The sequence below is a fragment of the Vibrio sp. QJM3NY_35 genome (genome assembly GCF_057785915.1).
This window is the reverse complement of the sequence record NZ_CM173508.1, coordinates 809,413-827,171: the sequence shown is the minus strand read 5'-3', so window position 1 is coordinate 827,171 and position 17,759 is coordinate 809,413. Positions and strand designations below refer to the sequence as shown.

The 17,759-nt window shown below is 45.3% G+C and carries 12 protein-coding genes; 5 read left to right on the top strand and 7 right to left on the bottom strand.

The features are described from left to right. Positions 1-58: 58 nt before the first annotated feature. From betB to AC3CH3_RS19090, 3 genes are all read right to left on the bottom strand, one after another. Positions 59-1,519, bottom strand: a complete 1,461-nt coding sequence (betB, locus tag AC3CH3_RS19100; RefSeq protein WP_488539000.1) for a betaine-aldehyde dehydrogenase — start codon at positions 1,517-1,519, stop codon at positions 59-61. Positions 1,520-1,638: 119 nt separating this feature from the next. Further along, positions 1,639-2,241 carry a transcriptional regulator BetI gene (betI, locus tag AC3CH3_RS19095; protein WP_004732441.1) on the bottom strand — a complete coding sequence of 201 codons (603 nt, stop codon included), beginning with the start codon at positions 2,239-2,241 and terminating at the stop codon, positions 1,639-1,641. 431 nt (positions 2,242-2,672) lie between these two features. Then, positions 2,673-3,770, bottom strand: coding sequence for an alpha/beta hydrolase (locus AC3CH3_RS19090; RefSeq protein ID WP_488538999.1), 1,098 nt, complete (start codon positions 3,768-3,770; stop codon positions 2,673-2,675). A gap of 287 nt (positions 3,771-4,057) precedes the next feature. On the opposite strand from AC3CH3_RS19090, the gene AC3CH3_RS19085 reads away from it, so the two are divergent. The 5 genes from AC3CH3_RS19085 to AC3CH3_RS19065 all read left to right on the top strand — a co-directional run bounded on the left by AC3CH3_RS19085 (position 4,058) and on the right by AC3CH3_RS19065 (position 11,199). Then, entirely contained in the window at positions 4,058-4,762 is a 705-nt protein-coding gene (locus AC3CH3_RS19085) for a response regulator (RefSeq protein WP_488538998.1), read from the top strand. Positions 4,763-4,798: 36 nt separating this feature from the next. Then, positions 4,799-6,118 (top strand): sensor histidine kinase, encoded by a 1,320-nt coding sequence (locus AC3CH3_RS19080; protein WP_488538997.1) that lies wholly within the window; start codon positions 4,799-4,801, stop codon positions 6,116-6,118. Positions 6,119-6,253: 135 nt separating this feature from the next. Then, entirely contained in the window at positions 6,254-6,529 is a 276-nt protein-coding gene (locus AC3CH3_RS19075; protein ID WP_017065177.1) for a hypothetical protein, read from the top strand. Between the two features lie 592 nt (positions 6,530-7,121). Further along, positions 7,122-9,491 carry a M4 family metallopeptidase gene (locus tag AC3CH3_RS19070; RefSeq protein WP_488538996.1) on the top strand — a complete coding sequence of 790 codons (2,370 nt, stop codon included), beginning with the start codon at positions 7,122-7,124 and terminating at the stop codon, positions 9,489-9,491. A gap of 151 nt (positions 9,492-9,642) precedes the next feature. Next, the gene (locus AC3CH3_RS19065) at positions 9,643-11,199 is read left to right on the top strand and encodes a M28 family metallopeptidase (protein ID WP_488538995.1); all 1,557 of its coding nucleotides are present in this window, start codon (positions 9,643-9,645) and stop codon (positions 11,197-11,199) included. A gap of 143 nt (positions 11,200-11,342) precedes the next feature. On the opposite strand, the gene lhgO is transcribed toward AC3CH3_RS19065, so the two are convergent. The 4 genes from lhgO to AC3CH3_RS19045 form a co-directional block, all read right to left on the bottom strand. Then, complete coding sequence (gene lhgO / locus AC3CH3_RS19060) at positions 11,343-12,557, bottom strand: L-2-hydroxyglutarate oxidase (RefSeq protein WP_488538994.1); 1,215 nt, start codon at positions 12,555-12,557, stop codon at positions 11,343-11,345. A gap of 25 nt (positions 12,558-12,582) precedes the next feature. Then, positions 12,583-14,760, bottom strand: coding sequence for a TRAP transporter permease (locus AC3CH3_RS19055; protein ID WP_488538993.1), 2,178 nt, complete (start codon positions 14,758-14,760; stop codon positions 12,583-12,585). 213 nt (positions 14,761-14,973) lie between these two features. Next, positions 14,974-15,987, bottom strand: coding sequence for a TAXI family TRAP transporter solute-binding subunit (locus AC3CH3_RS19050; RefSeq protein ID WP_010432072.1), 1,014 nt, complete (start codon positions 15,985-15,987; stop codon positions 14,974-14,976). 318 nt (positions 15,988-16,305) lie between these two features. After that, on the bottom strand, positions 16,306-17,649 hold the full coding sequence (locus AC3CH3_RS19045) for a sigma-54-dependent transcriptional regulator (RefSeq protein ID WP_010432074.1): 1,344 nt from the start codon (positions 17,647-17,649) through the stop codon (positions 16,306-16,308). Between the last annotated feature and the right edge of the window lie 110 nt (positions 17,650-17,759).

Genomic DNA, 17,759 nt, shown 5'->3' with positions numbered 1-17,759 from the left:
GAGATAAGTCAGTGGGGCTAGCTCTGTTAAACTAGCCCATAAAATTGAGTGTTACGCGTTAGGCATAAGGGCTGGCGTAGTCGCCAAGTTCAATAAGAATGCTCTTAGTCTGCGTATAGTGAAGTAGGGTTTCTGGTCCATTTTCACGGCCAATACCTGAAAGCTTGTAACCACCAACAGGCATTTCTGCAGGTGAGTCACCCCACGTATTAACCCAACAAATACCCGCCTGCATTTGATGGATCACGCGGTGAGCACGAGAAAGGTTTTGCGTGAAAACGCCAGCCGCAAGGCCATATTTGGTGTCGTTAGCGCGGCGAATCACGTCGTCTTCGTCGGTAAACTTCAACACTGACATTACAGGGCCGAAGATCTCTTTTTGAACGTGAGGCATGTTGTCTTCGCAATCCACAAACACGGTTGGGATAACAAAGTTACCGTTTTCGAGGCCGTTGTCCGTCACTTGATAGCCGCCCGTCAGCAAGGTTGCACCCGACTGTTTTGCCAGCTCAATCGCTTCGAGAACTTTTGAAAGGTGTTCTTTAGAAATCAACGCGCCGATCTGAGTCTCCATGTCCATTGGATCACCAATGATCAGCTTCTCAGTGCGTGTTTTAAGTTGATCGATGAATGCGTTGTAGATGTTTTCGTGTACATAAACACGGGTACCGTTAGTACACACTTCGCCTTGGGTGTAGAAGTTAGCAACCATCGAAGCGGAAACTGCATCATCCAATTTCGCATCATCAAACACGATCATTGGTGACTTGCCGCCAAGTTCCATGGTGACTGATTTCAGCGTCTTAGCGCTGTCTGCCATTACCGCTTTACCGGTACCGGTTTCGCCCGTGAACGACACTTTCGCGATATCTGGGTGCGCAGTTAGCATCTGACCAACACGGTAATCGCCCTGAACCACGTTGAACACGCCATCAGGAAGACCAGCTTCGGTAAAGATCTCAGCAAGCTTGAGCGCTGTGAGCGGCGTTTCTTCTGAAGGTTTGAAAATCATCGCGTTACCCGCGGCCAATGCCGGAGCTGATTTCCACATCGCGATTTGAATGGGGTAGTTCCACGCACCAATGCCCGCACAAATGCCTAGCGGTTCGCGGCGAGTGTAGAAAAATTGAGATTCACTCAGCGGTTGTTGGTCGCCTTGTAGCGTTGGTGCCAAGCCAGCAAAGTATTCAATAACATCAGCGCCAGACGCCACATCTACTTCAATCGCTTCTTGCAGCGGCTTGCCCGTATCAACAACCTCAAGGTTTGCAAGGTCATTATTTCGAGCTCTAAGTATTTCCACTGCCTTCAAAAGAATGCGGCTGCGTTCCACAGCGGTCATTGCTGACCATACCGCAAATCCGCGCTTCGCAGATTCAATAGCACTGTCGACATCCGCTGAAGATGCTTGGCCTAACGTCGCGATAGGTTCACCGTTTGCAGGGTTAATGCTATCAAAGGTTTCACCAGAGGTTGCTTTAACCGCTGCGCCATCGATGTATAACGAGTTCATTTCCATTTGAGATTCTGACTTAATTATTGTTATTAGACTCTACTGGTCTATATGTGAGTATTAGGTGCGAATAGTGGTCGTTCTAGCTCTTGCTCTAGGTCTAGGTCTAACGCTACCACTGCGATCTATTTGCTGTGACACGAGTAGAACGTAAGTTGCTTATCTAGATAGTCATTGATGATGGCACGCGCCTTTTGAGCATCGATACCATCTGGGTTTAATGTGCCTCTCAGCCACAAACCATCGATCAGAGACGCAATCCCGTGAGCAACGAGATCCGCTTGTTCATGATTCAAAATACCTTTCAACTCAAGACGTAAGTGTGAAATCAAACGTTTTTCATTCACCCGCTGCAGTCTTTTCAGCTGCTCGTCATGCATTGAATATGACCAAAATGCCAACCACGCCTTCGCGACCTTATTTTCTGCTTGGTAACCTTCGAAGTTACCGTCGATGATCGCGTTTATTCTCTGTTGGTGAGCATCAACAGGAAGCGCTTTTAGCGACGTGGTGATGGTATTGGAGAGTTGGCGAAGGATTTCACGCATGGTCTCTTCGAGCAGCCCATGCTTCCCGCCAAAATAGTGATTAATAATGCCAGTGGAGACTCCCGCTTCTTTGCTGATCAACGCAATACTCGCGGCATGCAAACCCACTCGATCAATCACCGTCATGGTGGCTTGAACAAGCTGTGGTTTACGTATATCAGGCATCCCAACCTTCGGCATTTCTCAGTCCTTTTATTTTATATTGAACGTTCAGTTAAATATAAAATGACAGAAATTTAGTTAGGGTTCAAATGATTATTTAAAACAAAATCGTAACAATACAGCATTCAAAACAACAAAAATCATTATAAAACAATAAATTAACTATCATTTAGAGCACTAACGAAAACAATTAAAGATTTGAGGTGTGATAGTTATTGGTCAAATGTTTTTGCTTGGAAAGTTCAAAAATCAATCAGTGAGAGTCCGTGTAGAAACTTTTTGGGGAGGGAGTGAAAAGGAAGTATCAAGGAATTTTTATACTGAAATGTAAGACAAGGAAATCCACAATCAACACAGGTAACGAATCAAAAAATGAACAAAAAAGGTTGGTGACAACAACGTCATCACCAACCTTATCAAGTCGTTTCTTATGTTATTACGAGCCTAAGCTACTCAATACGTGTAATGAAATCGTATTTATCTGAGTCGGCCTTAGTCACCCAGTGTTCACCAGAAGCCGGAGCAGAATCTAAAGTGAATATATAGAAGTCGATTCCTGTATCTCCCATGACCTTTTTAAAGTAGGTCGCTTGCTTGCGATGGCTTTCGTTCTTGTATGGGAAGTCTTTGGCTGTTTTATCATCCTCAGCCCAACTGTGCACACCAACCTGTTTATTAAGCTCAATAGCTTTGGAGGTATCTGCTCGTTGCAAAACCCGTGGGTTACCCGCAGCGAACAAATCCGTGCCGCCAGAGAACACCGACCCCGTAGGCGTTACGATCGTCGTCATGTTGTTACTGTGGATCATGCGCCCGGTATACATATTGATATCGTCGTCAGCGCTGCCACCAATATGATTAGTGAATTTCAACGTCATCTCGCTGCCTGGGTACAACTTTACGATATCAAAGAGCTGAGAATAGGTGGATGCACCCAAAGTCGATTGAATTCGCTCAACAGCGCCAGTCTCTTTGAGCACATCTCGGTAAAAGGCATTGAAAGCAAATGAAGTGGTGATGGTTACCTTGTTCCCACTTTTAGTGTTACTCAGAATGGTAGACCCAAGGCTAGTCACGTATTGAACCAGTTCATTGTGATACTCAAGCTCAACGGCTTTTGCACTGTTCGCTTTTGTTTGGATTAGCGTGGTCTCATTAGAAACAGAGCGTTGGGCGGCGCTGCAATCAAACACGTCCAACCCCTTGCTCTCAGTGTAGACACCGCAGCTATCAAACACTGCATCAGGAAAATACAAGTCAACACTTTGACCTAAACGGCTCGCAAGCCTAACAACTTTTTGCTTCTCACTGATTTCTTCAGCAAATTGAATTTTGTCATACTGCACACCGTCATAGGTCAGTTTCATAGACTCTTGAAGCTCTTCTCGTTCTTGATACAACTTACCTAATTTTACTGACGAAAATACGTAATCCGCCTTAGGTTTCACTTGAGCTTTAGTCGTCGCTTTACCTGAACTAGAATTTGAATTACACCCAGCTAAAATAATCAAAGTCAGTGCCAGTAACGTTTTTCTATAGTTATTCATGCGTCATCCCCAAAGTGTTTGATGAGAAAATTCTATTGTTTAGCGCTGAATTTATCTGTCGTGAGAATGTATGAGAATGTCGAGCCTATTTGAACGATGTTTTTTATTTTCCTATAAATGCCAATTCATCATTGAACTAACTTATAAAGTGTTTAATCATTCGCTTTAGGTATTTGGCGAAGCATGTGAACTTATATGCAACAGCGTATAATCGTAATGGTTCATCACGACGAAGACTCGCTCACCTAATCTCAATAAGTGAAACGCACGACAAGGCTGATAATGGAATGACAAAACCTAAAATGATCATCGTGGAAGACGATTTGAAACTTCAGAAAATGTTGCAGGACTACTTTGTCGCGCAAGATTTTGATGTCACGGTGTTGGACGATGGCAGTGATGCCGCACAGACCATCCTCACGGAGCAACCTGACATCGTACTGCTGGATTTGATGCTTCCTGTAACTGATGGACTTACAATCTGCCGACAGACGCGTACGCACTATAAAGGTAAAATCTTGATGCTCACCGCTAGCGATGACGACTTTGAGCACGTCGCTGGTTTAGAGACAGGGGCTGATGACTATGTCACTAAGCCAATCAAACCAAGAGTTCTGCTGGCCAGAGTTCGTTCGCTATTACGCCGCCAAGACACCAATACCGCTTCAGTCGATGACTCAGACACCCTTCAGTTCGATCAACTCGTTCTGAAAAACACTTATAAGAAGTGTGAACTTTCAGGTGCGGTTTTATCACTCACTGACAGCGAGTTTGACCTACTTTGGTTATTGGCAAGCAACCCAGATACGCCGTTATCTCGTGATTACTTGACGCAAACATTGCGCGGCATTGAGTACGACAGAATAGACCGTACGATTGACAACAAGGTTGTACGTTTAAGGAAGATTTTGGGCGACGACCACACACCAGCAGAGAAAATTCAGACCATTCGCGGTAAAGGCTACTTGTTTGTTTCAACCGCCTGGCATTAACTTCGCTCAGTACGAGCGTAATGAAAGAGAGCGATTATGCGACGTATCTTTTTGGAGTCCCTATTAGGGCTGTTAGTTTGCTTCATGAGCGGCATTGTCGCTTACGAAATCTGTGTCTATCAGCTCAATACTGACTACGAATATGTTCTGCAAGATTATGAAGCCACAGCCCACCAGCAACTCATAGAAAACATCGCAAAAAGTCAGGGGCTTGAAGCGGCTCAACAAGCCATGAATCAGTTTGTCGAAACCACTCGAAATAAACTGATTACGTTCAATCCAAAAGATGAAATACCAAGCCCTGTTTCAGAGTTCTTCTCGACTAACCCAAATACCTTTATCTTTCACGATGATGAGCGTGATCTTTGGTTTCGCTTAGCAAGCAGTGACAATACCTATCATTACCTACCCAACAGTGAAGCGTTCGTTAGACAAAAGATAGAATTGGAAGATGACCTCATTTGGTTGTTCTTCCTAGCCAGCTTTATCTTATATGGCGTATGTCACCTATTTATCATCTTCCGCCGAGTTAAGAAGCTTGAGTCGGCGACGCTCGCCTTTGCAGAAGGGGATCTTTCCTCGCGAGCCGAGACCTCAAGCGGCATTGCAATCGGCTCACTCAATAAGTCTTTCAACCTAATGGCTGATCGCATTCACCGCTTGATTGAGAGCAATCGCTCGCTCACTAATGCGGTCGCCCATGAGCTGCGCACACCAATATTCCGTATCCAATGGCAAGCTGAAATGCTCAAAGACACACCGCTCAACGAATCTCAGCAAGAGACTGTAGAGAGCATTGTGGAAGATACCGAAGAGATGGAGAAGATGGTCGACGAGCTATTGTGTTACGCCAAGCTGGATAGCTGCGACCTCGAGAATTTACAGCAACATGTCGAGATAAATGACTTTCTTGGTCACGCAATGACGCGCTGGAACAAGGATACAGAGCTCGACATCAACCTATCACTACCAGAGCAACCTTACGAGATTCTTGCGGATGAAATACTGCTGAACCGCGCTCTGGATAACCTCGTACGCAACGCCATGAAATTCGCACGCTCTCAAGTGTTAATTGAAGCCAGCGCGCATCAAGAGCAACTGCAGATAGCTGTACATGATGATGGTGATGGTGTGACTCAAGAACATCAGGCTCGCTTGTTTGAACCGTTTTACGTTGGCGACAAAGCACGTAACAAAGCCAAGAGCGGCCATGGTTTAGGGCTTTCTATCGTCGAGAAGATCTGTGCTCAGCACAACGCAACCGTGGAAGTGGGTCAGAGCCAAGCCTTAAAGGGTGCGGTATTCACCATAACCATTCAGCTATGTAATGATTCAACTGACAAACCCATACAGTAACTACAAAACACCTCTGGAATAATGTTCAACATCGGTCGGGAGATGCTGTCTCCCATGAACTTATTGAATCTAGATAATCATGACACTGCCTTTGTGGCTTGCCATCTCGATTCCAATCATTCTTAAGGTATTTTTATGAAAAAGTTATTAGTTGTTTTAGGCATTGTTTCTCTAGCAGGTTGTTCAGGTATCAGCCACAACGAAGAAGTTTACACAGCGCACGCTGAGAGCTTCAACATTGTCGGTTTCCAAGTTCCTGGTAACACACAAGATCGTGCAATGGAATTAGTACCTGAAGGCGCTACGGTTGATACTATTCGCTCAACAAACTCTGATACAAGCTCTGTTCTGGGTATCATCAACCGTATTATCGGTATCGACTACGTTCAAGTTGGCGGTAAGAAGCAATAATTCGTAAAAACAATAGCTCGTTAGAAAGCAATAGCTCGTTAAAAAACAGTAATTTGCTAAAGCTTGTGTGACTTTACACGCTAGCCTGTACAAACTAAGTGCATCTAAGCCAGTGACCTCGTCACTGGCTTTTTTCATCCAGCCGTTTTTGTGCTCTGTGCCAAAGAAGTTCCAAATTACCCTGCCCTGTTATAAGTAACAATTCAGAAAATAAGTCCAAAAATCGTCAATTCCTTATCAAAATGGCCCTTAAATTCGCTTAATTACCTCCCGCTTAAACTGACACGCCCAAATCGTTGATCCTTCTATCAGCCCAGAATCCGTTAATTGAGGCACAGATCAATTTACCCAGAAATCTTAATTTCCATAAAAAAATAACACTTAATAAAAGTGTCATGATTTTATAAATAAAACCTATGAGTGCGTTCAAAAATAAACAGAAACGATAACTATCTGTAAATACGAGAAATATAAGTTTCATGAATAAAAGAGATCATTGCCATGCTACTAATTAATTAGATCGAATGATGTAAATTCGTTGTGATAATTTTGTTACGTTTTCTTTGATTTTACATGGAAAGAGAAAATAACAATGAAAATAAGAAAGCGTTTAGTTGCCGTTGCTATAGCCAGTGCTATGTCTTTGTCAGTGCATGCAAGTGAATCCGTTCAAATCGATCAACCGATCAACTTTACTAACTTCTCTGGGTTAAACGCTCAGTTAGGAGTCAGTAACGCCTCTAGCTTCAAGATGGTGAAAGAAGTAAACCTGAAAAAGCGTGGCATCTACAAAGTAAAGATCCAGCAAAACATCTGGGGAACGCCAGTATGGGGGCACTACCTAAATGCCACCCAAAGTGCGCAAGGTGGCGCGTTAAAGTCGGTGCAAGGCAGCTACCTTAAAACAACGACCTTAGAACGATCTTTTGTTAAGCCATCAATCAACAGCGCTCAAGCGGTTGAACTCGCAAGTAAAGATCTAAAGACTCAAGGCTTAACCAGCAAATCTCTAGACAACGTCCAACATCAGCTATTTATCTATCAAGGCTCTGTGAAGCAAGGCATCGGACAACAAAGCGTAGATAAAACACGACTAGTGTACGTTGTCTCTTACCTAGTAGAAGGCAGTGAACAGCCGACTCGACCGTTCACCATGCTAGACGCGCACACAGGCGAAGTCATCGACCGTTGGGAAGGTATTGCTCACGCACAGATCGGTACAGGTCCTGGCGGTAACGAAAAAACAGGCATGTACGAGTACGGCACCGACTACCACTACCTTGATGTTCAAGAAGTGGGCACAGAGTGTGTGATGGAATCGGAAAACGTGGTCACTGTTAACCTGAACGGTGCGACCGACGGCGACACTACTTACAGCTATGAATGCCCTCGTAACGAATATAAAGCCGTGAACGGTGCGTTCTCACCACTCAACGATGCACACTACTTCGGTAACATCGTGTTCGACATGTATAAAAACTGGTTCGACACAGCACCACTCTCCTTCAAGCTCATGATGCGTGTTCACTACGGTGAAAACTACGAGAATGCATTTTGGGACGGCAAGGCCATGACCTTTGGTGATGGTGAAAGCTTCTTTTATCCGCTTGTTAGCCTAGATGTATCAGCCCATGAAGTGAGCCACGGTTTCACTGAGCAAAACTCAGGTTTGATATACGCAAACCAATCCGGCGGTATGAACGAAGCCTTTTCTGACATGGCAGGTGAAGCCGCAGAATACTACATGAAAGGCACCAACGACTGGATGGTCGGGCGCAATATCTTCAAAGGCGAAGGAGCGCTGCGTTACATGGACGATCCATCACGCGATGGCTCTTCAATCAACAATGCATCCGAGTACTACGATGGCTTAAACGTGCACTACAGCTCTGGCGTGTTCAACAAGGCGTTCTACCATCTTGCAACCACACAAGGTTGGGACACCAAGAAAGCGTTCGAACTGTTCGTGCTAGCCAACCAAATCTACTGGTCTGAAAACAGTGATTTCTGGCAAGGCGCTTGTGGCGTGAAGAACTCAGCAACCGATCTTGGCTACAGTGCTGATGATGTTGTTTCTGCGTTTAACTTAGTGGGTGTATCACCGTGTGGCGAACCACCTCTTCCACCAGAACCGGAATATCAACGCCTTGAAAATGGTGTTGAAGCCGCAGTTGCTGGTGAAACAGGTTCGAAAACTTACTTTGATATCGAAGTACCATCAGGCCAAGAGAAACTGACGATTGATCTTACTGTGTCTACGGGTGACCCAGATATTTATGTCGGCCTAGATTACGCACCAAGCTCTCAAGAGAATATCTGTAAGAGCGAAACCGTGACCGATGAAGTGTGTGTGATTGAAAACCCAACCGCAGGTCGTTATACGGTTAACGTTTTAGGTTACTCAGATTACGCAGGTGCAAACCTAAAAGCATCGTACGAATCAGGCAACGCTAACGTACCGCCCGTCTCTTCTTTCGAACACTCGATTGTCGGCAAAGAAGTAGAACTGCGCAGCACAAGTTCGGATAGCGACGGTCAGATCGTTTCTTACCAATGGAACCTAGGCGATGGCAACACGCAAACAGGTGAAGTGACTCGTTATACCTACGCTGAAGCAGGCAACTACGTGGTAACGCTAACCGTGACTGACGATGCAGGCGTTGCAACATCAACCAGCAAGTCGATTACGATTGAAGGTGACTCAGCAGAAGGCTTCCCACTAAAACTGAAGTTTGGTAACAAAAACCCGAACGGCAAGGCGCGCGTTAAGCTGGCATGGGATTACGATACCAACGACTACTTCGTGATTAAGCGTAATGGCAAGAATGTTGGTGCTACAGACTTCAACTCATACGTCGACAAGTTCCGTCACAACGGCACAGTAGATGTTGAGTACCAAGTGTGTACCTCAAGCGATATCTGTTCAGAAACCAAGCATTACCGTTTCATTAAGACTCAATAATCGAAAGTAGATTCAGGGCTCCTTATAGGAGCCCTTTTCGCTATTTGGCTAATGAGTTATTTAGCGAATGAAACGTCTACATGAAAAACCACGCATTACACAAAAATCGAACCCATCAAGATAACAATACTCACCATAAAAAGGACGACAAATGGCTATTCAAAAAAGCATGCTAGCTTTGGCTGTGCTCGGGGGATCTTTAACCCTAATCAACAGTACTGCGGTTTACGCATCCCTAGGTATCACACCACCAGCGAACGAAGAAGTTTGGATCACCACCGATGCGGACGCACAGCATATAATGACTCAGCATGGCGCAACGGTTTACCCAAGCGTGACGGGAAACAAGCATTCCATCGTCGCGAAAATCAACCAGAAAGAGCTGGCTAAACTATCCAGCCACATGCATGAAGAAACTCACCGTTGTGGTGGCTACATGGTGCACGAAGACAAAGCAAGTGCACTCAAAGCGGCAGCTATGCCACTGACCATGAGCAGCTTCGAAAAGCCAGTGATCAGCCATCAAGACACAGTGAACGATCTACTCGCTCAGGTCGAGCCGAACAACATGGTCACGACCATCGAAAATCTAACCAACTTCACCAACCGTTTTTATACTACTTCTACTGGTGTCGCTGCTTCGGATTGGCTTTTAGAGCGCTGGAAAACCGAAATTCAAGATGTGCCGTATGCGTCTGCACGCCAAATCGCGCATGCTGAATATCCGCAAAAATCCGTTGAAGTGACACTGCTTGGTGCTAAATATCCTGAAGAGATCGTGGTGGTTGGCGGCCATCTTGATTCAACGGTAGGTTCTTGGACAAGCGAAGGCACAATCTCACCGGGAGCTGATGATGATGCGTCTGGCATTGCTACGGTAACAGAGTCGCTTCGCCTGATGATCGCCAGTGGTATTCAGCCAGACAAGACCATCAAGTTTTATGGTTATGCGGCAGAAGAAGTGGGCCTACGTGGTTCTCAAGATGTCGCCAACGCTTTAAGAGATGAGCAAGCCAACGTTGTGTCCGTATTGCAATTAGACATGACCAACTACAACGGTTCTGCGCACGATATCACCTTCATCACGGACTACACCGACAGCAACCTCACCGCCTACTTAAGCGAGCTGATCGACACTTACGCGAGCGACATCAGTTACGGTTTTGATGATTGCGGCTATGCCTGTTCTGATCACGCCTCTTGGCACAATGTTGGCTACCCAGCAGCCATGCCATTCGAGAGCATGTTCAATGATTACAACCCAAGTATCCATACAGAGCACGACACGCTTGAAAACTCAGATCCAACGGCGACACACGCGACCAAGTTCGCTAAGTTGGCAATTGCTTACCTAGTAGAAACCAGCCTTGATTCGCCTGTTGCAGGTCCTAAAGAGCTGCAAAATGACGTGCCTGTTGAAGGACTTACTGCAGGATATGGTGAAGAGCAATTCTTCACATTTACGACGGAAAGTGCAGGTCAATTAACCATAACCTTGACCGGCCCTCGTAGTGGCGATGCCGACTTGTATGTGAAACACAACGGCACCGTATCGAAAGCGAACTACGACTGCCGTCCATACCAGAACAGCAGCAACGAACAGTGTGTATTGAACGAACCTGCGGGTGAATTCAACATCATGGTGCGCGGTTACCGTAACTTTAGTGATGTCACTATCGTCGCTAACTTCGTCCCTGATTGGCTGTAAGGTTAATCGATTGACTAACTAACGTTAATCCGAACAAAGATGGCGAAAACTAAAAATCCGCGAGTTCGATCCTTAATAGAATTGAGCTCGCGGATTTTTTATTCTCTTTGGAGAAAAGTTCGATCAATGATCCTCAGTTATCATTAAGCCGTCTTTTTCATTACCTTGCCACAAATGTATTCACCAATCGGCATTGCAGAGGTCGCTGCTGGCGATGGCGCGTTACACACATGCAAGCTTCTTGGGCTTTCGGCAAACAGAAAATCATGAACCAAGGTACCATCCTTGAGGACCGCTTGGGCGCGAATGCCTGCTGGGTAAGGTTTGAAATCTGACACCGTAATGCTCGGGCAATATTTATTCACTAGCTTTAGATAGCCCGGTTTCCACCACGAGTTCTTAAACTCGACCAAACCGGTTTTCAGATTATTCGCAGTCACCTTCCAAAAGCCCACAAAGCTCAGCATCTGCCAAGTGTCCTTGAAACTAAAGTTAAGCTTGCCATAACCTTCTCGCTTCCAGCCTTGAACTGCATTTGGCCCTACTGTTACGGAGCCATCAATCATGCGTGTTAAATGCACGCCCAAGAAAGGCAGTTCTGGGTCAGGGATCGGATAGATAAGGTGATTCACCACTTGGTTGTGTTTGGCGTCCAACTGATAATATTCACCGCGATAAGGCACGATTTGGAAGTCGGTTTCAATGCCAAGCATGCTGGTCATTCTATCGGCCATCAAGCCAGAACACGTGATCAAGAATCGACTGTTCAGTTGTAGAGTTTGACCGTCGACTTTGCACGTCAATTGCACCTCATCTTCCTGCTCATCCGCCATAATCACTTCAGTGCCAAGGCTGAGCTTGCCACCCGCCTCAACAAACTCTTGAGCCATTACTTCGGTGACTTTTTTGTAGTCGACGATACTGGTGGTTTTGACATAAATCGCGCCCAAGCCCGTGATGTTCGGCTCGGCAAGTTTCAGCTGCGCCTGATCTAAGAGGTCGACATCAATGTCGTTATCATGACAACGTTGATAGAGCGCGTTCATGCGCTCGACTTCCTGCTCATTGGTCGCGACCAACAGCTTGCCACAGTTTTCGATAGGGATATCGTGTTGGCTGCAAAAGGCGATGGTGCGCTCTACGCCGCGTTTACAAAAATCCGCCTTTAAACTGCCCGGAGCGTAGTAAACGCCAGCGTGAATCACACCACTGTTATGGCCAGTTTGGTGCTGCGCAAAACCACGTTCCTTCTCGACTAAAAGGATACTTTTATCAGGGTGAGCTTGTTGTAATTGCCATGCCGTCGACACACCAACAATGCCACCACCAACGATAATATAGTCGTATGTTGAGTTCATAATATTCCTACATTCAATCCTTTAATTATAGGGAAGACGCGACAGTGTTAGACCCGGTTTGAGGTAACTTTTTTTCCTCAATTTCTGATTCCTTTTTCACTTGATTAGCATCGTATTTACGACCGCTGTAGATAAAGATGCCAACAAAAATGGCAACACATACCAAACGGATCACGACTGAAACATCAGGCCATACTAGAGCTATACCTATCGCAACCAACACTACTCGAGTAATAATATTAACTTCGCTCTCTAGATAACCTTCAATCGCCGCGATAAACGCGTAAGTACCAATAACAGCAAAGCCACCCGTGACTAACACGGAGGTCACATCCCAACTTACCAAGTTAGTGTAGGCAATCAACAATGGTACTAAATACAAGCCTTTGGCGATCTTCCATGCCATTAAGCCCGTTCTCATCGGGGGTGTTTTAGCAATGGTTGCAGCCGCAAATGCAGTTAAACAAACAGGCGGAGTCACGTTGCTGTCTTGCGATAACCAGAAAATAATTAAGTGAGCCGAAAGCAGTGCGAGGCTGATTGCTTCTAAGCCAAGGCTCTGTTCAAGCAGAGTTTCCACAAAATCAGCAGGAACCAACGCAATCATCTCTTTCGCCGTTTCCAACGCCATCGGTGCGTTCAATAGATCAAGCTTATCTGGCGCAGCCAACATAAAGATGGCTTTAGCTTGCTCAGGAAGCTGCCCTGACACCAACAAGTCGAGCAGCTGACTTTCAGCAATCAATTTATACAAGGCAGGAGAAGACAATGTTCCCAACACAATATAAGCCGCCGTTACTGGTAGCCCCATACCCAGAATCAAAGACGCCAGTGCGATCAACGCAATCATCACCAGTAACTCGCCATTCGCCCAGCTGTTGATCATCAAAGAGAAGGTGTTACCAATTCCCGTAGTGCTAATGACATTAACAACTAGACCAATACCAACTAATAACACAGCCGTTGTCGCCATGTTTTTTGCGCCTTGAGACAAGGCTTCAATGATCGCTTTCGGTCCCATTTTGTGATTTTTAGAGAACCATGATGCCACCACCACAGAAAGAATCGAAATACCCGCAGCGTAAGTCGGCGTAAAGCCTTGAACGAGCAAAGTCACTAACACGGCCAATGGGATCAGGTTGTGCCAACCCGACAGCAATACCTTTAACAAAGGTTCACAGCCAGAGGTCACCTTTTGTACACCACTACGCTTCGCTTCAATACGCACGAAAAAGGCCACAGACAAAAAGTAGATAAGCGCAGGAACAAAGGAAACCGCAATAATATCGACATAAGGGATCTGCGTGTAAGAGGCCATGATGAACGCGCCCGCACCCATCACAGGTGGCATTAACTGCCCACCCGTCGATGCAGCTGCTTCAACACCGGCCGCGAATCGCGAAGGGAAACCTGCCTTTTGCATCAAAGGAATACTGATAACACCCGTCGATACGGTGTTTGCGACGCTCGAACCAGACACCGAACCCATTAAGCCTGAGCCAATCACGGCGATGAAGCCGGGGCCACCAATCACTTTGCCTGCCGCTGCGCGAGACACATCAATGATGTAATCACCGACACCCGAACGTACTAAGAAAGCACCAAATAGGATGAACATGAACACGAAGGTCCAGCTGATTCTTGAGATCGAACCAAACATCCCTTCTGATGAATAAAAGCTTCGATAAAGTAACGTCTCAAGGCTTAAACCCGGAAAATGAAAAATACCGCTGGTCCATTGTCCCCAAAGCACTACATAGCTTAAACACACTAAGATAAGCACTGGAATGAACCAGCCCATAGTGCGTCTAATCAGCTCAATGACGATGGCAATCGCCAAGATAGAGAAAAACCAATCACTGGCGATAAATTTTACGCCTCGGTCATACAACGCATCTTCGGCAAAGGGAATGTAGATAAGGCAAGCTAAAGCAGCCAAGGCAATCCCAATATCGATAGTTAATGCTATTTTGCTTTTTTTAAGCGAGACATGGGCGGGATACCAAAGTGCGCAAATGATTGCGAAACCAGCGAAATGCGTCGCCGAAATCCAAAGCTCTGGCAAGGTAGATAAAGTATTAAACCAAATATGTAGGAGGGAGAGTATCACTCCCATTGTCGTTATTGCTTTGCCTACCCAAGGGAAATCTGTTCGGGTAGGCAATTCGAATTTTTTCAGTTCCTGCTGCAGCGAATCGCTCATAGAAAACTCCTGCTCTCCACAGCCAAACGCGCAGAGAAAATCCATAAAGTAAGGTGGTGCGTTTTCACTTCAAATAATCGAACAAGACGGAGACGGTCAAATCAGACAAAGTAGCCGAAACAGATGAAAACGCACCAAGCAATTAATTAACGCGAATATTCAGTTCACGCCAAATAGCGAGTTAAAGATAAATGGCTAATCGAAGACAAAGGGTTAGTCGACGATCAACTCAGAAGGGATTTCTATACCCACTTCTTTATAGTAACGAGCAGCACCTGGGTGAAGCGGAACAGGAAGGCCTGCGATCCCTTTCTCAAGTGCCATTGCTTTGGTTGCTTTGTGGATACCTTGTAGGAAAGGTAGGTTTTCATAGATAGCTTTAGTCAGTTGATACACATCTTCTTCAGAAATGTCTTCACGAACCGCTAGGAAGTTAGGTTGGGCAATCGTAGTAATTGGTTTATCGACACCTGGATAAGTGTTTGCTGGGATCTCATACTTGGTCCAAATATTGTAATCACCATTCGCTTGTTTGATTTGTGCATCGGTAAACGACAAGATTTGAATATCTTCACCCAGTGCTGCAAAGGCTTGCGTCACCGCACCAACAGGAACACCAGCAGGCGTGTTCATACCATCAATTGTGCCATTTTGTAATGCGCTCGCACTGCCACCGTAACCCATAAAGGCGAGTTTAAATTGTTCTGGGTCCACGGATAAGCCTTGCATGATTTGACGACCTGAGTTTTCAGTCCCAGAGTTCTTCTTACCGATAGAAAATTTCTTACCGTTTAGGTTCTCTAGATCGCTTACCGTACCTGTTTTTGCTAGATCTGAACGCACAATAAAGTGTTCTACGTTTTGCCATAACATGGAAACTGAACGCAGTTGAGTTTGTCTGCCAGATTTCTCATATGGCCCTAAACCCTGCCAAGCCCAAGCACCATACAAACCTTGTAGAATAGCGAACTGAGCTTCGTTCTCGTTCAACAACTTTACGTTCTCACCTGAGCCCGCAGAGCTGATAGCCGCTAAAGAAAAGTGCTGCTTAGGCGCAAGCTTAACTTTACTCAATGTCGCTAAGGCCACACCTACCGGATAGTAAGTACCACCCGTTGAGGCCGTCGCTAAAATATAGCTGCGATCTTCTTCAGCTGACGCATTACTGATAAGGCCAAGAGAAGCCATTGCTATCGCTAAAGTTTTAACTAGCTTGTTGTATTTCATTGTTACTCTCCATGCAGGGTTATTCACGTTATATTTTTGTTAACAACAATCACTAGATAGCAAGCACAATGCCAATTTTTAAACTACTGTTTTTATTATAATTTATTTTAAAAGCCACCTAAAGCAAGCCATTTTTTGCTTATTTTACTACTAATGAGTAAGCTATTTTTTGCTTATCCAAAGCCGCAGTTAACATCCCCTTAAAGGTGGTCAGGTCACATCATGTTATATTTATGTGATCAATGTTTGTAAAGTGATAAATATACGATGAGCCATTTATTGCTCATCAATATCCAATAAACACGACTGTCAAACCGATCATTGAGAATCGACGTAGTCACTTCGATTCAACCCATAACGCACCATCTTTTGGTTCAATGTTCGACGAGGTAAATCCAAGTCTTGCATAACATCATTGATGCGTCCCTGATAACGCACTAGCGCATCATGAATCACTTTCCGTTCAAAGCTCTGCACTTGAACCGCCAACGGGATGCCTGCCGTTGTGGACTCTGTGACAGAATTAGGACGACATGCCAAAATATCACCAACGGTCAGGCTTTCATCCAGCGCAAAACGAATCGCTACATTACGCAGTTCACGCACATTGCCCGGCCATGCATACGACAACAAGGCATAGCGATCGGCTTCACTGGCCGCTCGGGTTTCGCTGTTCGCTTCTTGAGTGAAGTGTTCAAAAAGGATAAGAGCATCGTCTTCTCGTTCACTAAGGGGAGGTAAATGCAGTTGAGCAACGTTCAAACGATAGAAAAGATCTTGGCGAAAGTCCGGATGATTTAAAAGGTCGCATTTCGAAGCTGAAACTATTCTTAAATCAACATGTTGCTGTTGATTACCACCGACACGCTCAACAACATTGTCTTGTAAAGTACGTAGCACTTTGACTTGCATCGACAACGGCATACTTTCTATTTCGTCAAGAAAGACCGTACCTTTGTCGGCAAATTCAAGCTTACCAATGCGTCGTTTAGCAGCACCAGTAAATGCCCCGGCTTCATGACCAAACAGCTCGCTTTCAAATAGATTCTCTGGAATCGCACCACAGTTTAGTGGCACAAAAGGATGAGGTTTACGCTGACTAAATTTATGTAAACAAGAGGCAACGAGCTCTTTCCCACAGCCAGTTTCACCATAAATGATCACGTTGGTATCAATTGAAGCGACCTTTTGTATTTGTTCTCGTAATGCACACATCACTCTGCTGCGGCCAATCAGAACTTGTTCAATGCCCTTCAGGTTATCCAAATAGCTTTGACGATTTATCCTATCTTGACCACTTTGATGTTTATCTACCGCTTCCGATACCGTTTGAGACAAACGCTCTGGATCGAACGGCTTTTCTATAAAATCATACGCGCCTTGCTGTAATGCCTTAACGGCCATATCGACATCACCATGTCCGGTGATCAAGATAACAGGTACTTCTGGCACCAAATCTTTAAAGCGACTTAACAGTTCAACACCATCAATATCAGGTAAGCGCACATCGCTAATGATGGTCTGAAAATCACCTTCCACGACCGCATCTAACGCGTCTTGTCCAACCTCAAATGCGGTGACATCGAAGCCTGCCAACTGCAACCATTGGCTGGTTGCTTGACGCACAATTGCATCATCTTCAATCAAAGCAATACGTTGCATGATCTCTTCCCATCGCTTACACCTAAATAATATCGACCACGGTATGTAAAAAAGCCGCAGACTAAAAGGAGCTAGCTCCCACTTTGAATAACACTCCTTTAACAGTTTTA